At 67.1% G+C, this 23,119-nt stretch carries 21 protein-coding genes; 11 read left to right on the forward strand and 10 right to left on the reverse strand.

What is annotated here, in order from left to right; translation table 11 throughout:
• The first annotated feature begins 56 nt into the window (after window positions 1–56).
• The 10 genes from G3A50_RS13295 to otnC all read left to right on the forward strand — a co-directional run bounded on the left by G3A50_RS13295 (window position 57) and on the right by otnC (window position 11,175).
• Window positions 57–1,331: an extracellular solute-binding protein gene (locus G3A50_RS13295; RefSeq protein ID WP_163075723.1), complete on the forward strand. Its 1,275-nt coding sequence runs from the start codon at window positions 57–59 to the stop codon at window positions 1,329–1,331.
• A gap of 134 nt (window positions 1,332–1,465) precedes the next feature.
• On the forward strand, window positions 1,466–2,347 hold the full coding sequence (locus tag G3A50_RS13300) for a carbohydrate ABC transporter permease (RefSeq protein ID WP_163075724.1): 882 nt from the start codon (window positions 1,466–1,468) through the stop codon (window positions 2,345–2,347).
• A 342-nt stretch (window positions 2,348–2,689) separates the two neighbouring features.
• Window positions 2,690–3,889: an ABC transporter substrate-binding protein gene (locus tag G3A50_RS13305; protein WP_163075725.1), complete on the forward strand. Its 1,200-nt coding sequence runs from the start codon at window positions 2,690–2,692 to the stop codon at window positions 3,887–3,889.
• An 80-nt stretch (window positions 3,890–3,969) separates the two neighbouring features.
• Window positions 3,970–5,526, forward strand: coding sequence for a sugar ABC transporter ATP-binding protein (locus G3A50_RS13310; protein WP_163075726.1), 1,557 nt, complete (start codon window positions 3,970–3,972; stop codon window positions 5,524–5,526).
• Window positions 5,527–5,530: 4 nt separating this feature from the next.
• Window positions 5,531–6,529 carry an ABC transporter permease gene (locus tag G3A50_RS13315; protein WP_163075727.1) on the forward strand — a complete coding sequence of 333 codons (999 nt, stop codon included), beginning with the start codon at window positions 5,531–5,533 and terminating at the stop codon, window positions 6,527–6,529.
• 31 nt (window positions 6,530–6,560) lie between these two features.
• The gene (locus G3A50_RS13320) at window positions 6,561–7,484 is read left to right on the forward strand and encodes a 3-hydroxyacyl-CoA dehydrogenase (RefSeq protein ID WP_163075728.1); all 924 of its coding nucleotides are present in this window, start codon (window positions 6,561–6,563) and stop codon (window positions 7,482–7,484) included.
• 115 nt (window positions 7,485–7,599) lie between these two features.
• Window positions 7,600–8,319, forward strand: a complete 720-nt coding sequence (locus G3A50_RS13325) for an FCD domain-containing protein (protein WP_163075729.1) — start codon at window positions 7,600–7,602, stop codon at window positions 8,317–8,319.
• 27 nt (window positions 8,320–8,346) lie between these two features.
• On the forward strand, window positions 8,347–9,255 hold the full coding sequence (locus tag G3A50_RS13330; RefSeq protein WP_163075730.1) for an SMP-30/gluconolactonase/LRE family protein: 909 nt from the start codon (window positions 8,347–8,349) through the stop codon (window positions 9,253–9,255).
• A gap of 13 nt (window positions 9,256–9,268) precedes the next feature.
• Entirely contained in the window at window positions 9,269–10,537 is a 1,269-nt protein-coding gene (gene otnK / locus G3A50_RS13335; protein ID WP_163075731.1) for a 3-oxo-tetronate kinase, read from the forward strand.
• Complete coding sequence (gene otnC / locus G3A50_RS13340; RefSeq protein ID WP_163075732.1) at window positions 10,534–11,175, forward strand: 3-oxo-tetronate 4-phosphate decarboxylase; 642 nt, start codon at window positions 10,534–10,536, stop codon at window positions 11,173–11,175. Before otnK ends, otnC begins: the two co-directional genes overlap by 4 nt.
• 52 nt (window positions 11,176–11,227) lie before the next feature.
• Here the strand turns inward: otnC and G3A50_RS13345 are convergent, their stop codons facing one another.
• From G3A50_RS13345 to G3A50_RS13355, 3 genes are read right to left on the reverse strand one after another with little or no spacing between them, the layout of a single operon-like run.
• Window positions 11,228–12,403 (reverse strand): MalY/PatB family protein, encoded by a 1,176-nt coding sequence (locus tag G3A50_RS13345; RefSeq protein ID WP_163075733.1) that lies wholly within the window; start codon window positions 12,401–12,403, stop codon window positions 11,228–11,230.
• 59 nt (window positions 12,404–12,462) lie between these two features.
• Window positions 12,463–13,473 (reverse strand): D-cysteine desulfhydrase family protein, encoded by a 1,011-nt coding sequence (locus G3A50_RS13350; protein ID WP_163075734.1) that lies wholly within the window; start codon window positions 13,471–13,473, stop codon window positions 12,463–12,465.
• Between the two features lie 38 nt (window positions 13,474–13,511).
• Window positions 13,512–15,176 carry an FAD-dependent oxidoreductase gene (locus G3A50_RS13355; RefSeq protein WP_163075735.1) on the reverse strand — a complete coding sequence of 555 codons (1,665 nt, stop codon included), beginning with the start codon at window positions 15,174–15,176 and terminating at the stop codon, window positions 13,512–13,514.
• A 199-nt stretch (window positions 15,177–15,375) separates the two neighbouring features.
• Between G3A50_RS13355 and G3A50_RS13360 the strand changes: the two genes are divergently transcribed.
• Window positions 15,376–16,389: a LysR family transcriptional regulator gene (locus tag G3A50_RS13360; protein ID WP_163075736.1), complete on the forward strand. Its 1,014-nt coding sequence runs from the start codon at window positions 15,376–15,378 to the stop codon at window positions 16,387–16,389.
• Here G3A50_RS13360 and G3A50_RS13365 read toward each other — a convergent pair.
• From G3A50_RS13365 to G3A50_RS13395, 7 genes are read right to left on the reverse strand one after another with little or no spacing between them, the layout of a single operon-like run.
• Complete coding sequence (locus tag G3A50_RS13365; RefSeq protein ID WP_163075737.1) at window positions 16,386–17,123, reverse strand: aspartate/glutamate racemase family protein; 738 nt, start codon at window positions 17,121–17,123, stop codon at window positions 16,386–16,388. The two genes, G3A50_RS13360 and G3A50_RS13365, sit on opposite strands and share 4 nt — an antisense overlap.
• 44 nt (window positions 17,124–17,167) lie before the next feature.
• Window positions 17,168–17,995 (reverse strand): SDR family NAD(P)-dependent oxidoreductase, encoded by an 828-nt coding sequence (locus tag G3A50_RS13370; protein ID WP_163075738.1) that lies wholly within the window; start codon window positions 17,993–17,995, stop codon window positions 17,168–17,170.
• A 14-nt stretch (window positions 17,996–18,009) separates the two neighbouring features.
• The gene (locus tag G3A50_RS13375; protein WP_163075739.1) at window positions 18,010–19,308 is read right to left on the reverse strand and encodes an NAD(P)/FAD-dependent oxidoreductase; all 1,299 of its coding nucleotides are present in this window, start codon (window positions 19,306–19,308) and stop codon (window positions 18,010–18,012) included.
• Complete coding sequence (locus G3A50_RS13380; protein WP_163075740.1) at window positions 19,305–20,252, reverse strand: ABC transporter ATP-binding protein; 948 nt, start codon at window positions 20,250–20,252, stop codon at window positions 19,305–19,307. The genes G3A50_RS13375 and G3A50_RS13380 overlap by 4 nt, the downstream gene beginning before the upstream one ends.
• Window positions 20,249–21,241: an ABC transporter ATP-binding protein gene (locus G3A50_RS13385; RefSeq protein WP_163075741.1), complete on the reverse strand. Its 993-nt coding sequence runs from the start codon at window positions 21,239–21,241 to the stop codon at window positions 20,249–20,251. Before G3A50_RS13385 ends, G3A50_RS13380 begins: the two co-directional genes overlap by 4 nt.
• A gap of 12 nt (window positions 21,242–21,253) precedes the next feature.
• On the reverse strand, window positions 21,254–22,102 hold the full coding sequence (locus G3A50_RS13390) for an ABC transporter permease (RefSeq protein ID WP_163075742.1): 849 nt from the start codon (window positions 22,100–22,102) through the stop codon (window positions 21,254–21,256).
• The gene (locus G3A50_RS13395; RefSeq protein ID WP_163075743.1) at window positions 22,099–23,082 is read right to left on the reverse strand and encodes an ABC transporter permease; all 984 of its coding nucleotides are present in this window, start codon (window positions 23,080–23,082) and stop codon (window positions 22,099–22,101) included. The genes G3A50_RS13390 and G3A50_RS13395 overlap by 4 nt, the downstream gene beginning before the upstream one ends.
• Window positions 23,083–23,119: the final 37 nt, after the last annotated feature.

Genomic DNA, 23,119 nt, shown 5'->3' on the forward strand with positions numbered 1-23,119 from the left:
GGGGCCGCGCCAACAACACGGGCGCAAGCCCGTTCCAGAGGAACTAGGAGAACGACATGCGCATGAAGCACAGCCTTACCGCCGCACTCCTCGGAGCCAGCATGCTGGCCGCCTATCCCGCCTATGCCGAGACCATCACCCTGCACGCCCTGATGGAGGACGTGCCGGAGACGCAGATCATCGAATCGATGCTGCCGGAATTCGAGAAAGAGACCGGCATCAAGGTCGAGTTCGAGAAGATCGGCTATGGCGACATGCACGACAAGCTGGTCGCGCAGCTGGTTTCGCCGGAGAGCTACTACAACGTTCTCGAGGTCGACTTCCTGTGGGCCGGTGAATTCCCGGCGGCGGGCTGGCTGGAAGATCTCGGCCCCTATGTCGCCAAGTCCGGCTTCGACCTGAAGCCCTTCATCCCGTCCATGCTGGAACTGCTCGGCCAGACCAAGGACGCGCTGCCGATCCTGCCCATGTACAACTACTCGATGGGCATGATCTACCGCACCGACCTGCTCAACGATCCCAAGATCAAGGCGGACTACAAGGCGCAGACCGGCAAGGAACTCGCCGTTCCCACCACGCTGGCGGACTATGTCGAGCTGTCCAAGTTCTTCAAGGCCAAGTCCGATGTCGTCGGCGCGGCGATGCAGGGCCAGCGCGGCGACCCGAACGCGATGGAGTTCTCCAACTACCTGTTCTCGGTCGGCGGCGCTTATCTTGATGCCGACCACAAGGTGGTGCTGGACAGCGCAGAGGGACTTTCCGCGCTCAAGCTCTATGCCGACAACATCCAGAACGGTGCCCAGCAGGGCGCTCTTTCCGCCACGCTCGACGACACGATGCGCCTGATGTGCGCGGGTGACGCGTTCAGCATGGTCACCTACTGGTGGATGCTGCCGCAGCTCGACAGCCAGGAAAAGTGCCCGAAGGTCGCCGGCAAGCTGGCGCTTTCGGTGATGCCGGGCGGCCATGGCGAAAGCGGCGGCTGGGGCTGGGGTATCCCGAAGAACACCTCCGACGAATCCAAGGCCGCGGCCTGGAAGTTCATCGAGTGGGTGCAGGGCAAGAAGATCTCGGTCGCCCGCGCGATGGAGGGCCATGCGCCGGTGCGCTCGGACGTCTATACCGACCCGGCCGTGCTGGCGAAGTACCCGTTCTACAAGACCGCCCTCGACGTGGTGGCCTCGGGCAAGTCGTTCCCGATCTTCGCCTATTCCGCGCAGTATGAAGATGTTCTCGGCGCCCAGCTTTCGCTCGCCGCCGGTGGGCAGGCCAAGCCCGAGGAGGCGCTGAAGGCGGCTTCGGACGGCCTCAGCCAGCTGCTCGCCAAGTAACAGGCTCAGCCAAGTAACAGGCTCAGCGCAGCAAGACGCTCAGCCAAGCAAGAGCTTGGCCTCCCGGCGCGCCGGATCCCTTTTCCGGCGCGCCGCCACGTCCCCCAAAGACACTTGATACGGAAAGAACCACCATGCGTCTGGCGGCCTTCGCGGACAGGGATTGGCGAACCGGATGGGCCTTCGCGGCGCCCGGACTGCTGATGCTCGCCATCGTCATGGGCTTTCCGCTGGTCTATGCTGCCGTGATCTCGGTGTCCTCGCTCACCCTGCTGCGGCCCTCGCTCACCCCCTTTGTCGGCCTGGCGAACTTCGTCACGGTGATGAGCGAGCCGCTGTTCTGGGGCGCGGTGTGGCTCACCATCAAATATTCCGTCGTCACGGTGGCCGGCGAGTTCATCATCGGTCTTGGCATCGCGTTGATGATCAACCGGACCGTGATCATGAAGCCGGTCTATTTCGCCGTGCTCACCATTCCGATGGCGATGTCGCCGGTGAGCGTGGCGCTGATCTGGCGCATGCTGCTCCAGCCCAATCTCGGCATCGTCAACCACATGCTGGAAGTGTTCGGGCTGCCGCGCGTCGACTGGCTGGGCAATGCCGACTTCGCGCTGTGGACCATGGCCGGCATCGATATCTGGCAGCAGACCTCCTTCGTGGTGCTGATCCTGGCCGCCGGCCTCGCCTCGCTGCCGCGCGATCCCTATGAGGCCGCCGAGGTCGACGGGGCCAGCCCGCTCCAGCAGTTCTGGTACATCACCCTGCCGATGCTGAGGCCGGTCGCGGCGATCGCGGTGATCATCCAGCTGATCAACGAGTTCCGCACCTACGATCTGCCCTATGTGCTGACAAAGGGCGGGCCGGGGGCCTCGACCGAGGTGCTCAGCTTCTTCGCCTATCGCCGCGCCTTCCTCGGCCTGCATCTCAATGAGGGCGCGGCGGCGTCCTTCGTGCTTCTGCTCATCGTGCTTGGACTGACGGTCCTGTTCTTCGCGACGCTGGAGCGCCGGCGGTAAAGAGCCGGCGGCGCCCGGAATCCGGTCGGGCAGGCGGATGACAAACATCTGCTGAACGACGTCGCCACGCGGCGTCGGTGAAGCGCCCGCGCGCGGGCGCGCCGCCCGCGCGGGGCTGCCTTGCGGCGCGCAGCGCGGCGTGCCTTCCCGGGTCCGGCTTCAGCCTCCCGAACAATTATCCCCAGCAATCCCCCCAACAATCTCCGCCTGGAATCCGCTCCGCCGGACGTGTCCGCATAACCCTCTTGACGGTCGACATATCGACCTGTCATACCAGTTGACGGTCATCATGGCCGTTCGAAGCCCGCCCAAGACGGGTCGACTTACTAGGAGGATCCAAGGATGAATTTTGCTCTCCGTGCGTCCCGTAATGGGGCGCGGCGTGTGCGTTCGGCTGCGTTCGCGATGGGGGCGGCAGCCCTCGCCACTGGGCTTGCGCTCCCCGCCCATGCCGAAACGCGCGCCAAGCCTTTCGACGCCTGGCCGAAATCCGAGATCATGAAGACCATGAGTCTCGACGAGGCCAAGGCGATCGTCGCGGCCCGCACCGGCCCGCAGACCGAATGGAAGGGCCCCACCACCGGGCCCGAAGCGACGACCGCGGCGACCACGGTCGTCTATGTGTCGGCCGATCAGTCCTACGTGTCGTTCGTGAACTGGGGACGCGGCGTCTCGGAGGCCGCTGAGGCACTCGGCTGGAAGGCCGTGACGCTGAACGGCAAGGGCACGGTCACCGGCAACCTCTCCGCCATGCAGCAGGCGGTCGCGATGAAGCCGGCCGCCATCGTCACCTCGGCGGATGCCAGCGCGTTGCAGGGGCCGATCAAGCAGGCGGTCGATGCGGGAATTCCCGTGATCGGCATTCACGCCACGGCCTTTCCCGGTCCTGATCCCGAGACCAACCTGTTCATGAACATCGGGTCGGACCCGGTGGAGATCGGTGCGGCGCAGGCGGCTTACGTCATCGCCAAGTCCAACGGCACCGCCCGGCTGCTGCACTTCCTCGACAGCGGGTTCGCCATCGCCCGCCTGAAGGCCGAAGCCGCGACGGAGCCGGTGAAGAACTGCAAGGGCTGCACCTTCCTCGAAATGATCAACATCCCGATCGCCGACCAGACCCGGCGCATTCCCTCGGTCATCTCGGGCGTGATCGCCAATTATGGCGATGACTGGTGGGGCACCACCTGCTGCGACAACTTCTATCCCTACATTGCCTCGGCCCTGCGCGCGTCCGGCGTGGAACCCTCGAAGGTGCACCTGGTCGGCGCCGACGGCCCGCCCTCGGCCTATGACATGATCCGCAAGGGTGAGTACGAGGTCGCGACCGTTCCCGAGCCCTCGACGCTGTTCGGCTATCAGGCCATCGACGCCGTGGTGCGTGCCATGGCAGGCGAGGAGCCGGCGAAGTTCGTGCAGCCGACCTATCTCGTGACCCGCGAGAACGTGGACAAGGAAGGCGGCGACAAGAACGAGTTCATCCCGAGCAACGGTTTTGCCTGCCACTACATGAATGTGTGGCGCAAGACGGCGAAGGCCTGCTGATCCGGGCGCTGCCCGGTTCGCTCGCCCGGCAGTGCCGCCCGGCTCTGCCTGCCCCGTTCCTCGTCCCCGGATGTTCCGTGATGACCGACACCCAGCCGTTGCTTGACGTGCGCGGCCTGACCAAACGTTTCTTCGGCTCGCTGGCGCTCGACAACGCCGCGTTCTCGCTGGCGCGTGGTGAAATTCACGCGCTCGTCGGCGAGAACGGGGCGGGCAAGTCGACCTTCATCAAGATCCTCGCCGGCGTCTATGACGCCGACGAGGGAGAGATCCTGCTCGAAGGCGCCCGTGTGGATCCGCGCTCCCAGTCGCTGCCGCTGGCCTTTGTCCATCAGGACCTCGCGCTGGTCGATGATCTCAGCGTCTGTGAGAACATCGCTCTCGTTGCCGGCTATCCGCGCAAGGCCGGGCTGATCGACTGGCGCGCGGTGATGCGCCAGACCTCGGCCATCTACGAGACCATGCGCATTCCCCCGGTCGATCCCAATCGGCTTGTCGCCACGCTGTCGACGCCCGAAAAGGCGATCCTCAACATCGTGCGCACCCTCGCCCACACGCCGAAGGTGCTCGTGCTCGACGAGCCGACCGCGGCGCTGCCGGAACAGGATGCCCACCGGCTTTTCGACGCCATGCGCCGCATGCGCGATCAGGGCGCGAGCATCATCTACGTCTCGCATCGCCTTCACGAGCTGTTCGGCCTTGCCGACCGCATCACCGTGTTTCGCGACGGCCGCCGCGTGCACACCGCCGCCATGAACGAGATCACCGGCAGCGAGATTGTCGAGCAGATGCTCGGCCGTGCCGTCGACCTGGCCCACCGTGCCCACGCGCCCGTGCGCGACGAGGAGCCGGTCCTCAAGGTCGAGGGCCTGGTCGTCGACCGCCGGGGACCGCTCGATTTCACCCTGAGGCCGGGGGAAGTGCTCGGCCTTGTCGGCCTGCGGGGCGGGGGGCAGGAAGCGGTGGGCCGCACCCTGTTCGGCGCGAAGCGGGCGGAAGCGGGGACGATCACCCTCGCCGGACGCACACTCGACCATCAGGACAGCATCGGCGGGCGGATCAAGGCCGGCATCGTGCTGCTCGCCGGCGACCGCACCAGCGAGAGCACCTTCCCGGCGATGAGCCTGATCGAGAACCTGTTTCCCAACCCGCTGATCCGCGGCCGCTCGGCCTTCGAGCTGGTGAGCCCGGCCGCCGAGCGGCGCGCGGCAAAGGAGCGGCTCGACCGCTTTGACGTGCGCCCCCGCAACGAGGGCGCGATGATCGACTGGCTCAGCGGCGGCAACCAGCAGAAGGTCTGCCTCGCGCGCTGGCTGGAGGCCGACGGCAAGGTCGCGATCCTTGAGGAGCCGACGGCCGGCGTCGATATCGGCGCCAAGATCGCGATCCACCGGATGCTGCGCGAGGCCGCCGCGGCGGGCCGCGCCATTCTGGTCATTTCCTCCGACCTGGAGGAGGTCGCGACCCTGTGCGATCGCGCCCTCGTCATCGATCGCGGGCGCGCGGCCGGCGAACTCGTCGGTGAGCGGCTGACCATCGACGGGTTGATCGCCCTGTCCACTCTCGGCGCGCCCACGGCCGCCGCCCCGGAACATCAGGCACCGAAGGGTGCCGACGCCCCTCACCTTGGAGGATAGCTGCGTGACTCAGACCACAACGGGACGCTCGTTCAAGGCGCTGACCGGGTTCGTGTCGATCTATGGCCTGCTTATTGTCTTCGCGCTGGTTCTCATCGTGTTTTCCGCGCTCAGGCCGAACACCTTCCTGTCGAGCGGGAACATCGGAAACCTGCTCACCAGCCAGTCGATCACCGCGCTGCTCGCCTTCGCGGTGATGCTGCCGCTCACGACCGGACGGTTCGACATGTCCGTGGGCTATCACATCGGCCTCGCCCATGTGCTGATGATCGGCCTGCAGGTGAACGCCGCCGTGCCGTGGCCGCTGGCCGCGCTGATCGTGCTGGCGGCGGGACTTGTCATCGGTCTGATCAATGGACTGCTTGTCACCCGTTTCAAGATCGACGCCTTCATCGCCACGATGGGCATGGGCTCGCTGCTCTACGGCGTGTCCAACTGGTACACCGACGGCCAGCAGATACCCGGCTTCAGCCTGCCCGACAGCTTCACCGGCCTGACCGGGTTCGTTCACGGCGTGCCGGTGACGGCGCTTTATGTGGCGGTGGTCGGCATCATCCTGTGGGTGATCCTGGAGCGGATGCCGGTGGGACGCGGTCTTTACGTCATCGGCTCTAACGCCCGTGCCGCCGAACTTTCCGGCATTTCCGTGCCGAACTATGTCCTGGGCGCCTTCATTGGCTCGGGCCTGCTGTGCGCGCTGGCCGGCATCCTGCTCGCCTCGATCCTGCGCGCGGCGACGCCCTCGGTGGGCGCCGAATATCTGCTTCCCGCCTTCGCCGGCGTGCTGCTCGGCGCGACGTCGATCAAGCCGGGCCGGGTGAACGTGCTTGGCACACTGCTGGCGGTGCTGGTGCTCGCCTTCTCCTTCTCCGGCGTGCAGCAGCTCGGGGCCGCGTTCTACGTCGAATACTTCTTCAACGGCGGCATCCTGATCATCGCCGTGAGCCTGTCCGTCTACGCCGCCAACCGGCGGCGCAAGGAGGCGGTGGCCGCCTCGTCCTGATCCGACCACCAAACAGAATTCGGAGCCTATCATGTCTCGTATCGCCATTATCGGCTGTGGTGTCGTCGGATCGTCGTGGACGCTCGTCTTCGCGCGCGCCGGCCATGAGGTGGTCGTGTACGATCCCTCGCCCGCCTCGGCCGATGCCACGCTCGCCTTCGTGAGGGACTCACTCGCCGGCACGCCCGAGCTTGAAGCGGTCATTGCGCGCATCCGCACCGCGCCGACGCTTGAAGAGGCGGTGGCCGACGCCTCCTATGTGCAGGAGAGTTCGCCCGAACGCCTGCCGATCAAGCAGGAACTCTACGCCCGGCTCGATACGCTGGTGCCGCCGAAGGTCGTGATCGGCAGCTCGACGTCGGGCCTGCCGGCCTCTTCCTTCACCGAAACGCTGGCGACGCGCGCCCGCTGTCTCGTGGTGCACCCGGTCAATCCGCCCCATCTCATCCCGCTGGTCGAGCTGGTGCCGGCGCCCTGGACGGCGCCGGAGGCTCTCGCCTTTGCCGGCGAACTGATGGATGCGGTCGGGCAGCAGCCGATCCGGCTCAGTCGGGAGATCAACGGCTTCGTGGTCAACCGTCTGCAGAGCGCGCTGCTGGGCGAGGCGTTCCGGCTGGTGGAGGACGGCATCGTCTCCACCGAGGATGTCGACAAGGCGGTGGCGGAAGGGCTCGGCCTGCGCTGGTTCTTCATGGGGCCGTTCGAGACCATCGACCTCAACGCCTCCACCGGCATCGCCGAGTACTGCCGCAATCTCGGACCGATGTATTACGAGCTGGCCAGGGAACAGGCCGATCCGCGCGAGTGGAAGGCGCCGCTGGTGGCCACGCTGGAGGCCGCGCGCCGTGTGAGCGTTCCCGCGGAAAAGCTGTCGGCCCGCCGGCTGTGGCGCGACCGCTGGCTTGCGGCGCTGGTGGCGGCAAAGGCGCAGATCCGCAAGGAATTGGGACGCTGAATGCGGAGCGGACCCGACCATTGCGGTGATAAAGCGGAATACAGCGGCTTGGCTGTCCTAGCAAAGATGTACACATTCGATTCGCAGTACACATGAACGGACGGACATCATTTTAATGAGCCAAGCGCCCATCCACGCGATCAAACGGAACCGGCTGTTCGACCAGATCGCCGAGCATCTCTCGCAGATGATCTATTCCGGCGAGCTGAAGGTCGGCGACACGTTGCCCTCCGAGCGTGAACTGATGGAGCGCTTTCAGGTCGGCCGTCCGGCGGTGCGCGAGGCCCTGTTGTGGCTGAACAAGAAGGGGCTGATCTCGGTCAGTGGCGGGGAACGGGCGCGGGTGACGGCGCCCGACCCGAAGGACATACTCGACCAGCTCTCGGGCGCGGCCCACTTCCTGCTGTCACAGCCGCAGGGCGTTCAGCTGTTCCAGCAGACGCGGCTTCTGGTCGAGGTAGCGCTGGCGCGCGAGGCGGCGCGCAGCGCCAGCGACGAACAGATCGCGGAGCTTCAGACGCTTCTGGTGGCCAATCTCGCCAGCGTCGACATTCCCGATTTCGTGCAGACCGACGACGCGTTCCACTTCGCGGTGGCGCGCGTCGCCGGCAATCCGGTCATCAACGCCCTGTATGAGGGCGTGCTGGAACTGCTGCAGGATCAGCGCCACACCGCGTTGAAGGATCCTCGCGCGATGGCCGCCGCGCGCAAGTGCCACGAGGCGATCTTCCAGTCGATCGCCACGCACGACCCGGACCGCGCCGAGGCGGAGATGCGCCAGCATCTGCATCTCGTCGAGACCTATTACTGGGCCGTGCGCTCGCAAAAACCTTAAAAACAACACTCGTAGGGAGTCCGTCCGATGTCGTATTTCGAGGTCGTGGACCGCCGGTTTACCTCCTTCATCATTCCTGTCTGCCAGCTTGAAACGCTTCACACCGGAACGCGGTGGGCGGAAGGCCCGGTCTATTTCGCCGATGGCCGCTTTCTCGTCTTCAGCGACATCCCCAATGACCGCATGCTGCGCTGGGACGAGGAAACCGGGGCGGTCGCCAATTTCCGTTTCCCGGCGAACCACGCCAACGGCAACACGCGCGACCGCGACGGGCGGCTGGTCACCTGCGAGCACGGCGCCCGCCGGATCACCCGCACCGAGCACGATGGACGGATCACCGTTCTCGTCGACGCGGTCGAAGGCAAGCGGCTGAACTCGCCCAACGATGTGGTGGTGAAGTCGGACGGCACGCTGTGGTTCACCGACCCGCCCTACGGCATCCTCACCGATTATGAGGGGAACAAGGCGGATAGCGAGATCGGCCGTTGCAACGTCTATCGCCTCGACCCGGCGGACGGCCGTGTCACGATGGTCGCGGACGATTTCGACAAGCCCAATGGCCTCGCCTTCTCGCCGGACGAGAAGTGGCTCTACATCGCCGATTCCGGCCGCTCGCATGGCGCGCATCTGCCCCATCACATACGCCGCTTCAGCGTGGGTGAGGACGGGACGCTTGCCGGCGGCGACGTGTTCGCCAGCATCGATCCGGGCGTTCCCGATGGCATCCGCGTCGACACGGAAGGCCATCTCTGGGTCAGTGCCGGCGACGGCGTGCACTGCTACGCACCGGACGGCGATCTGCTGGGCAAGATCCTGATCCCGGAAACCGTCGCCAACATCACCTTTGGCGGACCGAAGCGGAACCGGCTCTTCATTGCCGCCACCACCTCGCTCTACGCCGTGTATCTCAATGCGCGCGGCGCGCAGACACCCTGAGGGACTCCACGCGATGCTGCTCGGATGCGTAGCCGACGACCTGACCGGGGCGACAGACCTCGCCCTCACCCTCACCCGTGAAGGGCTGCGGACCGTCCAGATCAACGGTGTACCGAAGGGCGATCTCGACATCGGCGAGGTCGACGCCGTGGTGGTGGCGCTGAAGTCCCGCACCAACCCGGCGCAGGAGGCGGTGGCCCAATCGCTGGAAGCCGCCCGGTGCCTGCGGGCCTTCGGCGCGCGCCGGCTGATGTTCAAATACTGCTCGACCTTCGACTCCACCGATCACGGCAATATCGGGCCGGTGGCGCAGGCCCTGCTCGATTTCGCCGGTGGCGATTTCACCGTGTTCTGCCCGGCGTTTCCCCGGGCCGGGCGCAGCCTCTTCAGCGGCTATCTCTTCGTCAACGGCGTGCCGATCAATGAGAGCCCGATGAAGGACCATCCGCTGACGCCGATGCGCGACGGCAATCTGTGCCGGGTCCTGCAACGCCAGACCTCGCTGCCCGTCGGGCTGGTCGCCTATGGCGACGTCGATGCCGGGCCCGACGCGGTTGCGGGCGCCTTCGCGCGTGAGACCGCCGCCGGTCGCCGTGCGCTTATCCTCGATGCGATCAGCGACGCCCACCTGCGCACATTGGGGACCGCCATCGCCGATCTGCCGCTGATCACCGGCGGTTCGGGCATCGCCATGGGTCTGCCGGCCGCCTATCTGAAGAGCGGCCTGATCAACGCCCTGACGCCGGCGCCGACCACCATCGCCGCGCCGGCGGGACGTTCGATCGTCCTCGCGGGTTCCTGTTCGGCGGCGACGCGCGGACAGGTGGCGCGGGCAATTGCCGCCGGCATGCCGGCACTGCGCCTTGACCCGAACGCGATTGCCGAGGGTACGACAACCCCGGACACGGTGCTGGCCTGGCTCGACGCCGTCTCCGGCGACAGCCCGGCGCTGGTCTATTCGAGCGCCGATCCGGAGGCGGTCAAGGCGGTGCAGGGCCGTCTCGGCGTGCAGGAAGCCGGGCACATGGTCGAGGCGCTGCTGGCCTCGGTCGCCGCGGCTCTGCCGGCGAAGGGGTATGGTCGTATCATCGTCGCTGGTGGCGAGACGGCGGGCGCCGTCGTCGGCGCGCTTGGCGCCAGCGCGCTGCGGATCGGGCCGGAGATCGACCCCGGCGTGCCGTGGACGGCGAGCCTGTCCGGCCCGCCCCTCGCACTGGCGCTGAAGTCCGGCAATTTCGGCGGCGAGGACTTCTTTCTGAAGGCATGGGACCGTCTGCGATGAGCGATGAGGCCGCGATCCGGGAACGCATCTGCCGTGTCGGCGCGTCGCTGTTTCAGCGCGGGCTCACCTTCGGTTCGACCGGCAATATTTCGGTCCGCCTCGACGATGGCGGCTGGCTGATGACGCCGACCAACGCCTCGCTCGGCGAGCTGGACCCCTCGCGCCTGTCACGCCTCGACATGGAGGGGCGACACATAGGTGGCGACAAGCCGACCAAGGAGGCTTTCCTCCACCGTGTCATGTATGGGCAACGCACCGCCGCGCGGGCGGTGGTGCATCTTCATTCCACCCATTCGGTGGCGGTGTCCTGCCTGTGCGGGCTGGACCCCAGCAACTGTCTGCCCCCTCTCACCGCCTATTACGTGATGCGCGTCGGCCGGCTGCCGCTGGTGCCGTACTGCCCGCCGGGCGACGAGAGCCTCGCCAAGGCGGTCGAAGCGTTCGCGGGGACCCATCACGCCGTGCTGCTCGCCAATCATGGCCCGATCGTCGCCGGCACCAGTCTCGAGAACGCGATGTATGCGACCGAGGAACTGGAGGAGACGGCGCGCATCTATCTTTTGCTGCGCGACCGCCCGGTGTCGCCGCTCACCTGCGAGCAGGTGGACGATTTGCGGGAGCGCCACGAACTCTGGTGAAGCCGGCTCCGCCGGCTTGCCTCGTCGTCCGCGGTGCCGGGGCGCGGCGACGCTACAGCGCGGCGGCGAGGCGAGCGAGCGCCTCGTCGATCAGGCGGCGCGGGCAGGCGAGGTTGATGCGCATGAAGCCTTCGCCGCCGGGCCCGAACTTCGTACCCGGATCGAGCCAGATCCGCGCCTCGCGCAGCAGGAAGTCGTGGAGTTCGTCGACGTTCTTTCCGAGCCCGCGACAGTCGATCCAGGCGAGATAGAGCGCCTTGGTCGAGCACACACGCAGCGGCAGTTTCAGCTCGCTCACGCGGCGCGAGAAATGGAGCTGGTTCTCCCGCACATAGTCCAGCATCGCATCGGCCCAGGGCTCGCCGTGCCGATAGGCGGCTTCGCAGGCGACGACGCCCATCACGTTCATCCCTGTCGAACCGTTCCTCTCGCATTGCGCCAGAAACTCCCCCCGGCGCCGTCCGTTGGGGATGAAGATGTTGGCGCATTGCAGGCCGGCAAGGTTGAAGGTCTTGCTGGGGGCGGTGCAGACAATCGTGTTGTCGGCGATGGTCTCATCGAGCATCGCGAAGGGGATGTGCCGCGTGTGCGGATCGAGGATGAAATCCTGATGCACCTCGTCCGACAGCACCAGGATGCCGTGCTTTGCGCAGATCCCGGCCATGGCGAGCAGCTCGTCGCGCGTGAAGACATTGCCGGTGGGATTGTGGGGATTGCACAGGATGAACAGCTTCGTGCCCGGCCGGATCGCCGCTTCGAAGGCGTCCGGGTCGAAACGGTAGCGGTCGCTGTCGAGGACCAGCGGCGCGTGCAGAACCCGCCGGCCATTGATCGCGACGTCGTGGTGGATGTGAAAATACACCGGCGGCTGCACCAGAACGAAATCGCCCGGCTGCGTGAAGGCCTGGATCGCCGTATTGAGCGCGCTGACGACGCCGGGCGTGTGCACGATCCATTCCGGGTGGGGGCGCCAGCCGAACCGCCGCGCCTGCCATTCCACAATGGCCTCCCGGCAGGAGGCCGGCACTTCGCCATAGCCGAACACCCCGAAATCGACTTCCTCGCGCAGGGCGTCGATGATCGGCTGCGCCACGCGGAAATCCATGTCCGCCACCCACATCGGAACCGGATCGGCGGCGCGCTGGGCGGGTGTGAGCAGGGGGGCGGTCCGGGACCATTTCAACGTGTTGGGACGACGCCGGTCCAGCACCTCATCGAAGTCATACATCGCGCCAACTCTCCCTGCGCCCGGCCGGCCCCGCATGTGCGGGGCCATTGCCATCCGCGTCACGCCTTTGGTGTCAGATAGTCTTCGTAGCCAAACAGGCCCTGCGCGCCGCCGGTGTGCCAGAACAGCACCCGCTGCTGCGGACCGATGCGGCCGGAGCGGATATAGGCGAAGAGGCCGGCCATGGCCTTGCCGGTATAGACCGGGTCGAGCAGGAGCCCTTCGAGCCGGGCGCAGGTGGACAGGGCCTCCCACATCGCATCGGTCGGCTGGCCGTAACCGGCGCCGACAAAGGCATCATCGACAAGGATCGGGCTAGTGCCGCGCGCGTGCGGCAGAAGCTCCAGTGTCTGTTCCGCGATGGCCTCGAGTTTCGCCTGCATGTCGGCGCTGGAGGCGGAAACGCTGATGCCGTGAATGGGGGCGGCCATGCCCGCCAGCTTCGCGCCGACGATCATGCCCGCCTGGGTGCCGCCGCTGCCCGTGGCGGTGACGATGTGGTCGAAGGCGAAGGCGTGTTCGCGACACTGGCGGTCGAGCTCCTCCATCGCGGCCGCGTAGGCGAGGGCACCGATGCCGTTGGAGCCGCCGATCGGGATCAGATACGGCCTCGCGCCGGAGGCCGAGAGGTCGGCGCCGGTCTTCGCCATCTCGGCATCGAGATCGGTTCCGGCCGGAAAGAGGCGCATCTCGGCGCCGAAGAGGCGGTCGAGCAGCATGTTGCCGTTGGTGTCGTAGCAATCGCCGCGTCCGGGTACGGCCGCCGCCAGCACCAGGATGCAGCGCAGCCCCAGACGGGCGGCGGCGGCCGCGGTCTGGCGCGCATGGTTGGATTGCAGCGCGCCGGCCGTGATGACGGTGTCGGCGCCGGCGGCAATGGCCGTGGCCATCAGATATTCGAGCTTGCGCGTCTTGTTGCCGCCACCGCCAAGGCCGGTGCAGTCATCGCGCTTCACCCAGATCTCCGCCCCTCCGAGATGGGCGGACAGACGCGGCAGCGGTTCGAGCGGTGTCGGCAGGAAGGCGAGCGGGGTCTTGCCCGGGACGACGGTGGAAGCTAAGCGACTCATGGAATGCGGGAACCTGTGAAAGCGAGATGGAAAGGTCGTCAGGCGGCGGTGGCCGCCCGGTCGGCCGCGCGCGCGCTCATCGAGCGGGCGCAGATGTAGCCCCATGTCATATGCGGGCCGATGGTGGTGCCGGCCGCCACCGAGCGGGTGCCGATGGGGTTGGCCATGGCATTGCCGGCGCAATACAGGCCTTCGATGACCGAGAAGTCCGGCCTGAGAACCTCGCCGTGATGATTGGTGCGCGGTCCGCCCTTGGTGCCGAGGATGGAGCGGTTCATGGGGATGGCGACGAAGGGACCCTTCTCGATCGCCCCGAGGGTCGTATTGGGTGCGCCCTCCCGCCGGCCGGAGCGATACCGCTCCCAGGCGTTCTCTCCACGGGCAAAATCGGCGTCGAAACCCTCCGCGCAGAAGCCGTTGAAACGGGCGACGGTGGCCTCCAGCGTCGCGGCGTCGAGGCCGGTCCGCCGGGCGAGTTCCGCGAGCGAGGTGCCGAAGCGCATCCAGCCCCTGCCGCGCAGCCCGTACCATAGGAACGGCAGGGAGCGGGTGAGGAAGCGGCGATCGGCGATGAGCCAGGCCGGCAGGTGGATCATCGACCCGTCCTCCGCGCGCTGGTTCAGCGTGTCGCCGAGATTGTAGTCGTACTCGCTGATGAAGCGCCTGCCGTGCCGGTTGACGATGAGCGCGTGCGGCGCGCTGTGATAGGCGACCGGCAGTCCGTGCATGCGTCCTTCATATCGGATGGGCAACGCCGGGTGGATGTTCGCCTGGTCCATACGGTCCAGCAGCGCGCCGGCGGCTTCCGCCATGCGGTGGCCATCGCCGCTGTTGGTGTCGGGGCTGGTTAGGAAGTCGGTCTCGCCAGGGAAGTGATGACGATAGCGCGCGGGGTCCCACTCGAAGCCGCCCGTGGACAGCAGCACACCGGCTTCCGCCGCCACCCTTCGCGCCCGGCCATCCTGCTCATAGGCGACGCCGATCACCCGGCCATCGGCATCCTGGACCAGCTCGCGCACGGGCGCGGCAAGGCGGATGTCGACGCCGCGGGCGAGGCAGCCGGCGATCAGCCCCGCGATCAGCGCATTGCCTTGCCCGGCGCTGTCGGTGAGGAGGCGGCGCAGCAGTTCCGGCCAGAGCTTCCAGACGGTGCGGATCGGGTGCAGGTAGGGGCCGGGGTCCATCATCTCCTGATAGGTCATGAGATGGGGCAGGGTGGAGCGGCGCAGCTTCTTGGCGAAGGGGCCGGCGACGCGGCGGCTCAGCGCCTGCGGGGAGAGCATCCGCCCACGGACCTTGGCGCCGGGAACCTCGATCATCGGGTCGGGTTCGCGGGTGAGCGCGAAGCGCAGCGGCGAATGGGTCTCGACCAGTTTCAGCATCGGCGCGGCCGCGTAGGCCATTTCGCGCCACAGGCTGTCGTCGCTATTGCGCCAGGCCTGCGGGAGCGCGCCGCGAAGATAGAGGTAGGCTTCCTCCGGCGTGTCGGCGATTCCCTCGGCGAGCGCGTGGTGGTTGGCCGGCACCCAGGTTCCCGCGCCCGACATGGCGCTGGTGCCGCCGACGCGCGGGCTCTTTTCGAGCACCAGCACCCGCAGACCCGAAACGGCAGCCGTGAGCGCCGCCGTCATACCCGCCGCACCGGAACCCACGATGATCGTGTCGAAGCGCTCGTCGAAGACCACCTCCGGACCCGTTCCCATGCTTGTCCCCGTTCGCGCACTGTCCAGTCCGACATGAACCTTGCCGTCATCGTAACGGGTCGCGCGGGTGCACCAAACGCGCCGCCGTGCAATTCACTGTTGCTCCCGCAGCAATGATGGGACGTGCTTCACCATGGAGGCGAGGTCCCGGCCATGCGATGATCGGCCCTCGAATCCGAGGCGAGGCGAGGGCGCGGCCATGGCCGACAAGAGGGAGACACGTGGCGCGACAGCCGGCAGGGCGGAGTGCGACGGGCCGGTCCAGAAGCAGAGCCTGGCCTTCAATCCCGACCGCCTCGGTCTGATCATCGCCTTCGTCGCGGTGGCCGAAAAGCTGAGTTTTGCGGACGCGGCGTCCTTTCTCAGCCAGACCCCGTCCACCGTCAGCCGCAAGGTGTCGCGTCTGGAGGAAGCGCTGGGCGTGCGCCTGTTCAATCGCACGACCCGCCGCGTGGCGCTGACCGAGGCCGGGCGGCTCTACAACAGCCATTGCCGCACCGTGCTCGACGAACTGAGCGAGGCCGATGCGCTGGTGTCCTCGATGAACCAGGAGCCGCAGGGCACGCTGCGCATCAGCCTCCCCGTGGCCTTCGGACATCTGCACATGTCGCGGCCGATGGCGGTCTTTCTCAAGCGCTACCGAAAGATTGCGATCGAGGCCGAGTACTCCGATCGCTTCGTCGATCTCATCAACGAGGATTTCGACATCACCATCCGGATCGGCAACCTTCCGGATTCCTCGATCGTGGCCCGCAAGCTCGCGCCCAACGACCGTGTGCTGGTCGCCTCGCCCGATTACATCGCGCGCTTCGGCGCACCGGAGACACCGGCCGACCTGCTGCATCATCAATGCGTGCGCTACAGCCTCTACAAGTCGGCGGGCAATGCCTGGCGTTTCCGCAAGGGCGCGCGCACCGAGACGGTGAACATCACCGGGGCGTTTCGCTGCGACAATTCCGAGGCAGTGAGCGAACTGGCCGAGGAGGGGCTCGGGATCGGCCTCGTCGCCGGCTATGTGTGCTACCGGCAGGTTGCCGCCGGCACGCTGGTGCGCATTCTGCCGGAATGGACCACCGTGCCGGAATCGAACATCTACGCCTGTTATTCGAGCGTGCGCTTCATGACCCAGAAGGTGCGTCTGTTCTCGGACTTCCTCGTCGACCATTTCCGCGACGCCCCCTGGATCGAGGGATCGGGCAGCGCCGGCCTCTAGTAGCCCCCCTCATAGGAACGGCGGGCGCAGGCCGAGCGCACATAGTCGATCATGGTGAGGAAATCGAACACCGGCAGGCCGGTGGCCTGCTGCACCGCCTGCGAATAGAGCGGCAGGTTGGAGCATTCGAGCAGCAAGGCGCCGATCGCGGGATGGGCGCGCACCAGTTCGCTCGCCACCGCGACGGTTTCCGCGCGCACCTTGTCGGTGTCGAGCGTGCCCTCCTCGTCGAGGATCGCGCTTCGAAAGCCCGGCTGCTCCTGCATCCCGGCAATGCGCACCGGGCGGCCGGGATGGGGGAAGGCACGGGCGAGCAGGGCGGGGTGAAGGCGCGGGGCGTTGGCGCAGACGATGCCGATCTCCCGGCCCGGTGCCAGCAACGCATCGATGAAGGGAAGCTGGATCAGGCTGGACAGCATGACCGGCACCGAGACCGCCGCCGCGACCTCCTGCTGATATTCGAGCATGTAGCCGCAATCGGAGGTGATGGCCTTCACCCCCTCAGCCTCCAGCGCCCTGGCGGCGGCGACGACGGCCTGTCCGGCCGAGGCGTCCGCCTTGTCGATCAGGCTCTCGATCGTGACGTCCCGCACCGTGTGATAGAGCACGGGGTAGTCATAGCTGTAGGCGTTGCCCACGTCCCCCGGCGGAAAGGGATTGGAGCAGTACATCATGATGACGCCGACGTCGTGGCCGTAGCTCTGGGCGTGGGGGCGAACCCTGTAAAGCGGCAAGGCGGCAGTCTCCCGAAGGCTTCCTGAGAGGCGAAGGCCGGCGATCAAACGCCGGCCTTCGCTTTCTTCTCGGCGGCGACCTTCATCATGTAGCGATACGGATCGCTGTTGAACACGGCGCCGCCCGAGACCAGAAGCTTGGCACCCGAGACATAGCCGGCTTCGTCGCTGGCGAAATAGACCGCGGCCGCGGCGACATCCGCGGGCTGCCCGATGCGGCCGAGCGGATAGAACGAGGCGCGGTCCGCGCGGATCTCGTCGGTGGTGAGGAACGGGGCGGTGAGCGGGGTGTCGACCACGCCCGGCGCGATGGCATTGACGCGGATGCCGTACTGCCCAAGCTCGATCGCGAGTGTTTCGGTGATGTGGTTGAGCGCGATCTTGCAGGCGCCATAGCAGCCCTCGCCGCCGGGAGCGGGGTTGAAGGCATCCAACGAGCTCATCAGGATGATCGAGCCGCCTTTTCCGGCGGCCCTCATCAGCTTGCCGGCCACCTGCGCGCCATAGACGAAAGAGACGAGATTCAGACGCAGCATCGCGTCCAGGGCGTCTTCCTCGACATCGATCCAGTCGCACATGGCGCCATCGATGAAGCCGCCGGCATTGTTGACCCACACATCGACATGGCCGAACGCCGCGAGCGCGGCCTCGCCGAGGGACTCCATCGCCTTCCGGGAGGTGACGTCCGTGGTGCAGATCGCCACCTCGCCGCCCTTGGCCTCGATCTCCGCCTTCAGGCTTTCGAGATCCTGGAGACCACGCGCCGCCGCGACGATTTTCGCGCCCTGCGCGGCATAGGTCGTGGCGATGGCGCGACCAAGGCCCTTGCCGGCTCCGGTGACGACGCAGACCTTACCTTCGAGAGAGAACATGGGCTTTTCCTGGTTCAGGTGAACAGAAGCGTGTTGCGATACAGGCGGATGGCCGCGTCGTAGCCCTCGCGGGCCAGGGCGCGGTTCGGGTAGGCATGTGGCGCGGTGCGGGGCAGCGGCGTCTGGAGGGTCTCGCCCAGCGCGAGACGCGCCAGCATGGCGCCGAAATAGGTATTGGGCGCGATGCCCCGCCCGTTGCAGCCGAGCGTGGCGAGCAGGCCCGGACGGGGTTCGACGAAATGCGGCAGTCGGTCCGGCGTCTGGCCGAGGCGCCCGGACCAGCGGAAGCGCCATGGGAAGCGCGGCGCCTGCGGGAAGACAAAGCGCAGCGCGCGGTCGGCCCACCCGGTGGAATCGAGCCCTTTCGGCAGGAAGCCGATGCACCCGACCATCAGGCGACCTTCCGGGTCGTAGCGGAAAAACAGCGGCACCTTGTGGGTGTCGTAAAGCGAATGCCCCTGCGGGAAAATCCGCGCCCGCCATGCGGCCGGCAGCGGATCGGTGGCGAAGCCGAAGGCGCCGAGCGGCATGATCTCTTCGCGCAGCTCCGGCAACAGATCGCCGCTATAGGCGTTGGTCGACACGATGACCTTGTCGGCCTGGATGGTGCAGTCGCCGGCCTGTGCCAGCCAGGTGCCGTTTTTCGCCGTGAGCCCGGTCACGGTTCGCCCGGTGGCGATGCGCAGCCCGAACCGCGTCGCCGCGCTCGCGAGGCCGCGAATATAGGCCAGCGGCTGGATGGTGAAGCCGCGCCGGTCGAGCAGCGCCGCCCCGTAGCGCCGCGAGCCGGTCAGGGCTTCAAGGTCGTGGCCTTCCACCATCACGACATCCGCGCCGAGCCTCTGCCACGCCTCGGTCTGGGCGTGCAGGACGCGCGCGGCGCCGGAGGAATGGGCGGCACGGATGATCGGCCTGTCATCGAGGAAACAGGCAATGGCATGTTCAGCGATCAGCGCGCGCACCATGGCGGGCGCCGCTCCCAATTCGGTGACGAAACGGCGGCCATGATCGGGGCCGAGATGGCGGGCAATCTCCTCGGGGCCGAGGAACTGGCCGGGATTGACCATGCCGGCATTGCGGCCGGTGGAGCCGGCGCCGATTTCCCGCGCCTCGATCAGGATGGCCCGTGCGCCCGCCTGCGCGAGTTTCAACCCGGCGGTGACGCCGTTGAAGCCGCCGCCGATGATCAGCACATCACAGCGCTCTTCGGCACCGAGCGTGGCCTCGGGCGGCGGTGGACCGGCCGTGGCGCTCCACATGCAGTGACCGAGCGTGGGCTCGGCGCCGGCGAGAAGTGGAAGGTCGAGCCTCATGCCGCGCCTCCCGCGAAGGCCGGCATTTCCTCGGCGCGGTGACAGGCGGCCAGATGGGCGTTGTCGATCTGCCGCAGGATCGGGGCGGTCGTGGCGCAGCGGTCTATCGCCAGCGGGCAGCGGGTGCGGAAGCGACACCCGCTCGGGGGCGAGAGCGGGCTTGGCAACTCGCCGGTGAGCGGGGCCTCGGTCGCGTCCTCCTGCGTCGTTGCCACCAGCGCGCGGGTGTAGGGGTGACGCGGGTGGTGCCACACGTCCTCGACCGGGCCGGTTTCGACGATGACCCCGAGATACATCACCGCGATGCGATGCGAGACATAGCGGATGACGTCGAGGTCGTGGGAAATGAAGAGGTAGGAGAGCGTCCGCTCAAGCTGCAGCTCGACCAGCAGGTTGAGGACCTGGGCCTGCACCGAGACATCCAGCGCCGACACCGGCTCGTCACAGACGATGATCGTGGGCTCCAGCACGAGGGCGCGCGCGATGCCGACGCGCTGGCGCTGGCCGCCCGAGAGCTGGTGCGGCAGGCGGTCCGCCAGTTCCGCCGACAAACCGACGCGGGCGAGAAGCTCGCCCACCCGGACGCGCCGCTCGGCCCGGCTGCCGACGCGGTGGACGGACAGCGGCATCTCCACGATCTCGCGCACGGTGAGGCGCGGGTTGAGGCTTCCGAACGGATCCTGAAAGATCATCTGTATCTGCTTCGACAGCGCGATGCGCCGGCGCGGATCGGTCCTGGTGCCGTCGATGACGATGTCGCCCGATGTCGGCGGATTGAGGCCGGTCACGGCGCGGGCGAGGGAGGATTTCCCGCAGCCGGACTCCCCGACCAGGCCCAGCGTCTCGCCCGGCGCGATCTCCAGATTGACGCCGGCGACGGCATAGACGGTGCCGCCCTGCGTGCGGTGTTCGACGGTGAGGTCGTTGACGAGAAGCCTGTTCACGCGGCGCCCTCCTTCACCAGCGGATGGAAGCAGCTCACCGCGCGCTCGCCGTGCCGCGTGGCGACAGGTGGTGTCGTCGTGCAGATATCGGTGACGAGGCCGCAGCGCGGAGCGAACGCGCATCCCGGCGGCCGGGCATCGGGTGAAGGCACCGTGCCCGGAATTTCGCGCAGCTGGTGATGCTGGGTGGCGAAGCTGCCATGCGGGCGGGCCCCGAGAAGCCCCTCGGTGTAGGGATGCACCGGCGCGCGAAACACGTCGGCGACCTGGCCGGTCTCGACGATGCGGCCGGAATACATCACCGCCACGTCATCGGCGAGCGCGCGCACCGAGCGCAGATCATGGGTGATGAACAGCATGCCGAGCCCGAATTCGCGCTGCAGCGAGGCCAGCAGATCGAGCACCTGCGCCGAAATGGTCACGTCGAGAGCCGTGGTCGGCTCGTCGGCGAGAATGAGCCGGGGATTGCCGGCGAGGGCGATCGCGATCATCACCCGCTGGCGCATGCCACCGGAAAGCCGGTGCGGGTACTCGCCCAGCCGCGAGCGGGCGGCGGGAATGCCGACGAGATCGAGCAGTTCAAGCGCCCGCCGGCGCATCGCCTCGCCGGAGAGGCCGGTATGCAGGCGGATGGACTCGGTGAGCTGGCGCTCGACGGTGAGCACCGGGTTGAGCGCGGTGAGCGGGTCCTGGAAGATCATGGCCACACGTCCGCCGCGATAGGCGCGAAGCTCCCGCGGCGGCAGTGCAGCGAGGTCCGTGCCCTCGAACCGGAGGCTCCCGCCCGTGCGCTGCATGGCGTGCGGCGGCAGCAGGCCCATGATGGCAAGTGCGGTCAGCGACTTGCCGGCCCCGGATTCCCCGACCAGCGCCAGGGTCTTCCCGGCCTCGACGGTGAAGTCGATGCCGTCGATGACATGGGCGCCGTTGCGCAGGGCAATGGTGAGGCCGCGCACGTCCAGCAGCGGCGGAGCGAGGGGACCGGTCATCTCGTCGCTCTCCTAGCGTTTGCGGAAATAGGGGTTGAGCGCATCGTTGACGGCGTCGCCAAGCAGGTTGAGCGCCAGAACGGTGAGCACGATGAACAGGCTGGGAATGATCGAGATGTACCAGGAGGTACGGATCGAGGAGCGGCCGGCATTGATCAGCGTGCCCCAGCTCATGACGTTCGGATCGCCGAGCCCGAGGAAGGAGAGGCCCGCCTCGGTGATGATGGCGGTGGCCACCAGCACGGCGGTCGCGACGATGACCGGCGAGAGGCTGTTGGGCAGGATCTGCGTGAAGATGATGCGGGCGTGCGACATGCCCACGAGCCGGCAGGCATCGACATATTCCATCGCCCGCACGCGCAGCACTTCGGCGCGGGTCAGGCGCGCGATGGGCGGCCATGAAACGGTGGCGATGGCGAGGATGATGTTGAACAGCGACGGCGAGAGGATGCCCACCAGCACGATGGCGAAGAGAAAGCCGGGAATGGTCTGGATCGCATCGGTGACGCGCATCAGCACCGCGTCGGCCTTGCCGCCGAAATAGCCCGAGACCGACCCGACGAAGATGCCGACGATGAGCGCGCAGGCGGTCGCCACGAAACCCACCAGCAGCGAGATGCGCGAGCCGTAGAAGATACCGGCCAGCATGTCGCGCCCGAGCGGGTCGGTGCCGAAGGGCAGGCCTTCGCGGGTGCCGGGCCACAGATAGGGCCGCGAGACCAGGGCGAATGGGCCGCGCGGAAAGAACAGGCCCGCCGTCGCCGCCATGAAGAAGATGGAGAGCAGCGCGAAGAGGCCGATGACGCCCGCGGGAGAGCGCAGCACCCGGCCGAGAAGGGAGGAGGAACCGAATACGCTCATCGGGCAATCTTCACGCGCGGATCGAGGAGTGTGTAGACGACGTCGATGGCGAGATTCACGAAGATCGTCACGAAGGCGCAGACGATCAGAATGCCGAGGATGAGCGGATAATCGCGCTGGAACACCGCGTCATAGGCGAGCCGGCCAATGCCCGGCAGGCCGAAGATCGTCTCCGTCAGCACCGCGCCGCCGAACAGCTCCGCCACCTGGAGACCCACCATGGTGACCACGGGCAGCAGAGCGTTGCGCAGCGCGTGGCCGAGGATGACGTGGGTGGTCGACAGGCCCTTGGCATGGGCGGTGCGGATGTAGTCCTGGTCGAGCACCTGCAGCATCGAGGCGCGGGCGAGCCGAGTGTAGATCGCGATATAGAAGAGCGACAGCGACACCACCGGCAGGATCATGTGCCGGGTGATGTCGAGCGCGGTGCCCCAGACCCCCAGTTCCACGCCCGGCGTGGTGAGGCCGGCGAGCGGCAGCCATTTCAGCTTCACGCTGAAGATCAGCATCAGCGCGAGACCGCTCAGGAAGATCGGCGTGGCATAGAACAGCAGCACCACCATGGAGACGATGATGTCGAGGGGGCGGTGCGCATGGCGGGCGCTGACGACACCGGCCAGCGTGCCGACGAACACCGCGACGAATACCGAGCAGATGACCAGCAGCCCCGTCGCCGGAAGCCGTTGCAGGATGAGCGACAGCACGCTGGTGGAATTGCGGTAGGAGTAACCCAGGTCGCCTTGCACGATGCCGCCGACATAGTGATAGAGCTGGATCAGTACCGGCTGGTCGAGCCCGTAGCGGGCGCGAAGCGTCGCCATGAGCGTGGCATCCATGTCGCCCTGCTGGCCGGCCATGATGTCCACCATGTCGCCGGGCACCAGTCGCAGCAGAAAGAAGCTGCCGACGATGATCAGGCAGATCACGATCAGCGATTGCAGGCAGCGGGTGCGCAGATAGCGAAACATTGGTCCGTTCAAGGGCCATCTCCCATCAGGGCGGGACGCGGCGGCAGCG

It is taken from the genome of Ancylobacter pratisalsi (genome assembly GCF_010669125.1).
GTDB classification, from domain to species: domain Bacteria; phylum Pseudomonadota; class Alphaproteobacteria; order Rhizobiales; family Xanthobacteraceae; genus Ancylobacter; species Ancylobacter pratisalsi.

Coding starts and splice junctions, on each gene's coding strand:
- otnK (WP_163075731.1), top strand. CDS start 9,269: ATGCTGCTCGGATGCGTAGCCGACGACCTGACCGGGGCGACAGACCTC.
- G3A50_RS13295 (WP_163075723.1), top strand. CDS start 57: ATGCGCATGAAGCACAGCCTTACCGCCGCACTCCTCGGAGCCAGCATG.
- G3A50_RS13350 (WP_163075734.1), bottom strand. CDS start 13,473: ATGAGTCGCTTAGCTTCCACCGTCGTCCCGGGCAAGACCCCGCTCGCC.
- otnC (WP_163075732.1), top strand. CDS start 10,534: ATGAGCGATGAGGCCGCGATCCGGGAACGCATCTGCCGTGTCGGCGCG.
- G3A50_RS13325 (WP_163075729.1), top strand. CDS start 7,600: ATGAGCCAAGCGCCCATCCACGCGATCAAACGGAACCGGCTGTTCGAC.
- G3A50_RS13360 (WP_163075736.1), top strand. CDS start 15,376: ATGGCCGACAAGAGGGAGACACGTGGCGCGACAGCCGGCAGGGCGGAG.
- G3A50_RS13345 (WP_163075733.1), bottom strand. CDS start 12,403: ATGTATGACTTCGATGAGGTGCTGGACCGGCGTCGTCCCAACACGTTG.
- G3A50_RS13305 (WP_163075725.1), top strand. CDS start 2,690: ATGAATTTTGCTCTCCGTGCGTCCCGTAATGGGGCGCGGCGTGTGCGT.
- G3A50_RS13370 (WP_163075738.1), bottom strand. CDS start 17,995: ATGTTCTCTCTCGAAGGTAAGGTCTGCGTCGTCACCGGAGCCGGCAAG.
- G3A50_RS13385 (WP_163075741.1), bottom strand. CDS start 21,241: ATGACCGGTCCCCTCGCTCCGCCGCTGCTGGACGTGCGCGGCCTCACC.
- G3A50_RS13320 (WP_163075728.1), top strand. CDS start 6,561: ATGTCTCGTATCGCCATTATCGGCTGTGGTGTCGTCGGATCGTCGTGG.
- G3A50_RS13330 (WP_163075730.1), top strand. CDS start 8,347: ATGTCGTATTTCGAGGTCGTGGACCGCCGGTTTACCTCCTTCATCATT.
- G3A50_RS13375 (WP_163075739.1), bottom strand. CDS start 19,308: ATGAGGCTCGACCTTCCACTTCTCGCCGGCGCCGAGCCCACGCTCGGT.
- G3A50_RS13300 (WP_163075724.1), top strand. CDS start 1,466: ATGCGTCTGGCGGCCTTCGCGGACAGGGATTGGCGAACCGGATGGGCC.
- G3A50_RS13390 (WP_163075742.1), bottom strand. CDS start 22,102: ATGAGCGTATTCGGTTCCTCCTCCCTTCTCGGCCGGGTGCTGCGCTCT.
- G3A50_RS13355 (WP_163075735.1), bottom strand. CDS start 15,176: ATGGGAACGGGTCCGGAGGTGGTCTTCGACGAGCGCTTCGACACGATC.
- G3A50_RS13310 (WP_163075726.1), top strand. CDS start 3,970: ATGACCGACACCCAGCCGTTGCTTGACGTGCGCGGCCTGACCAAACGT.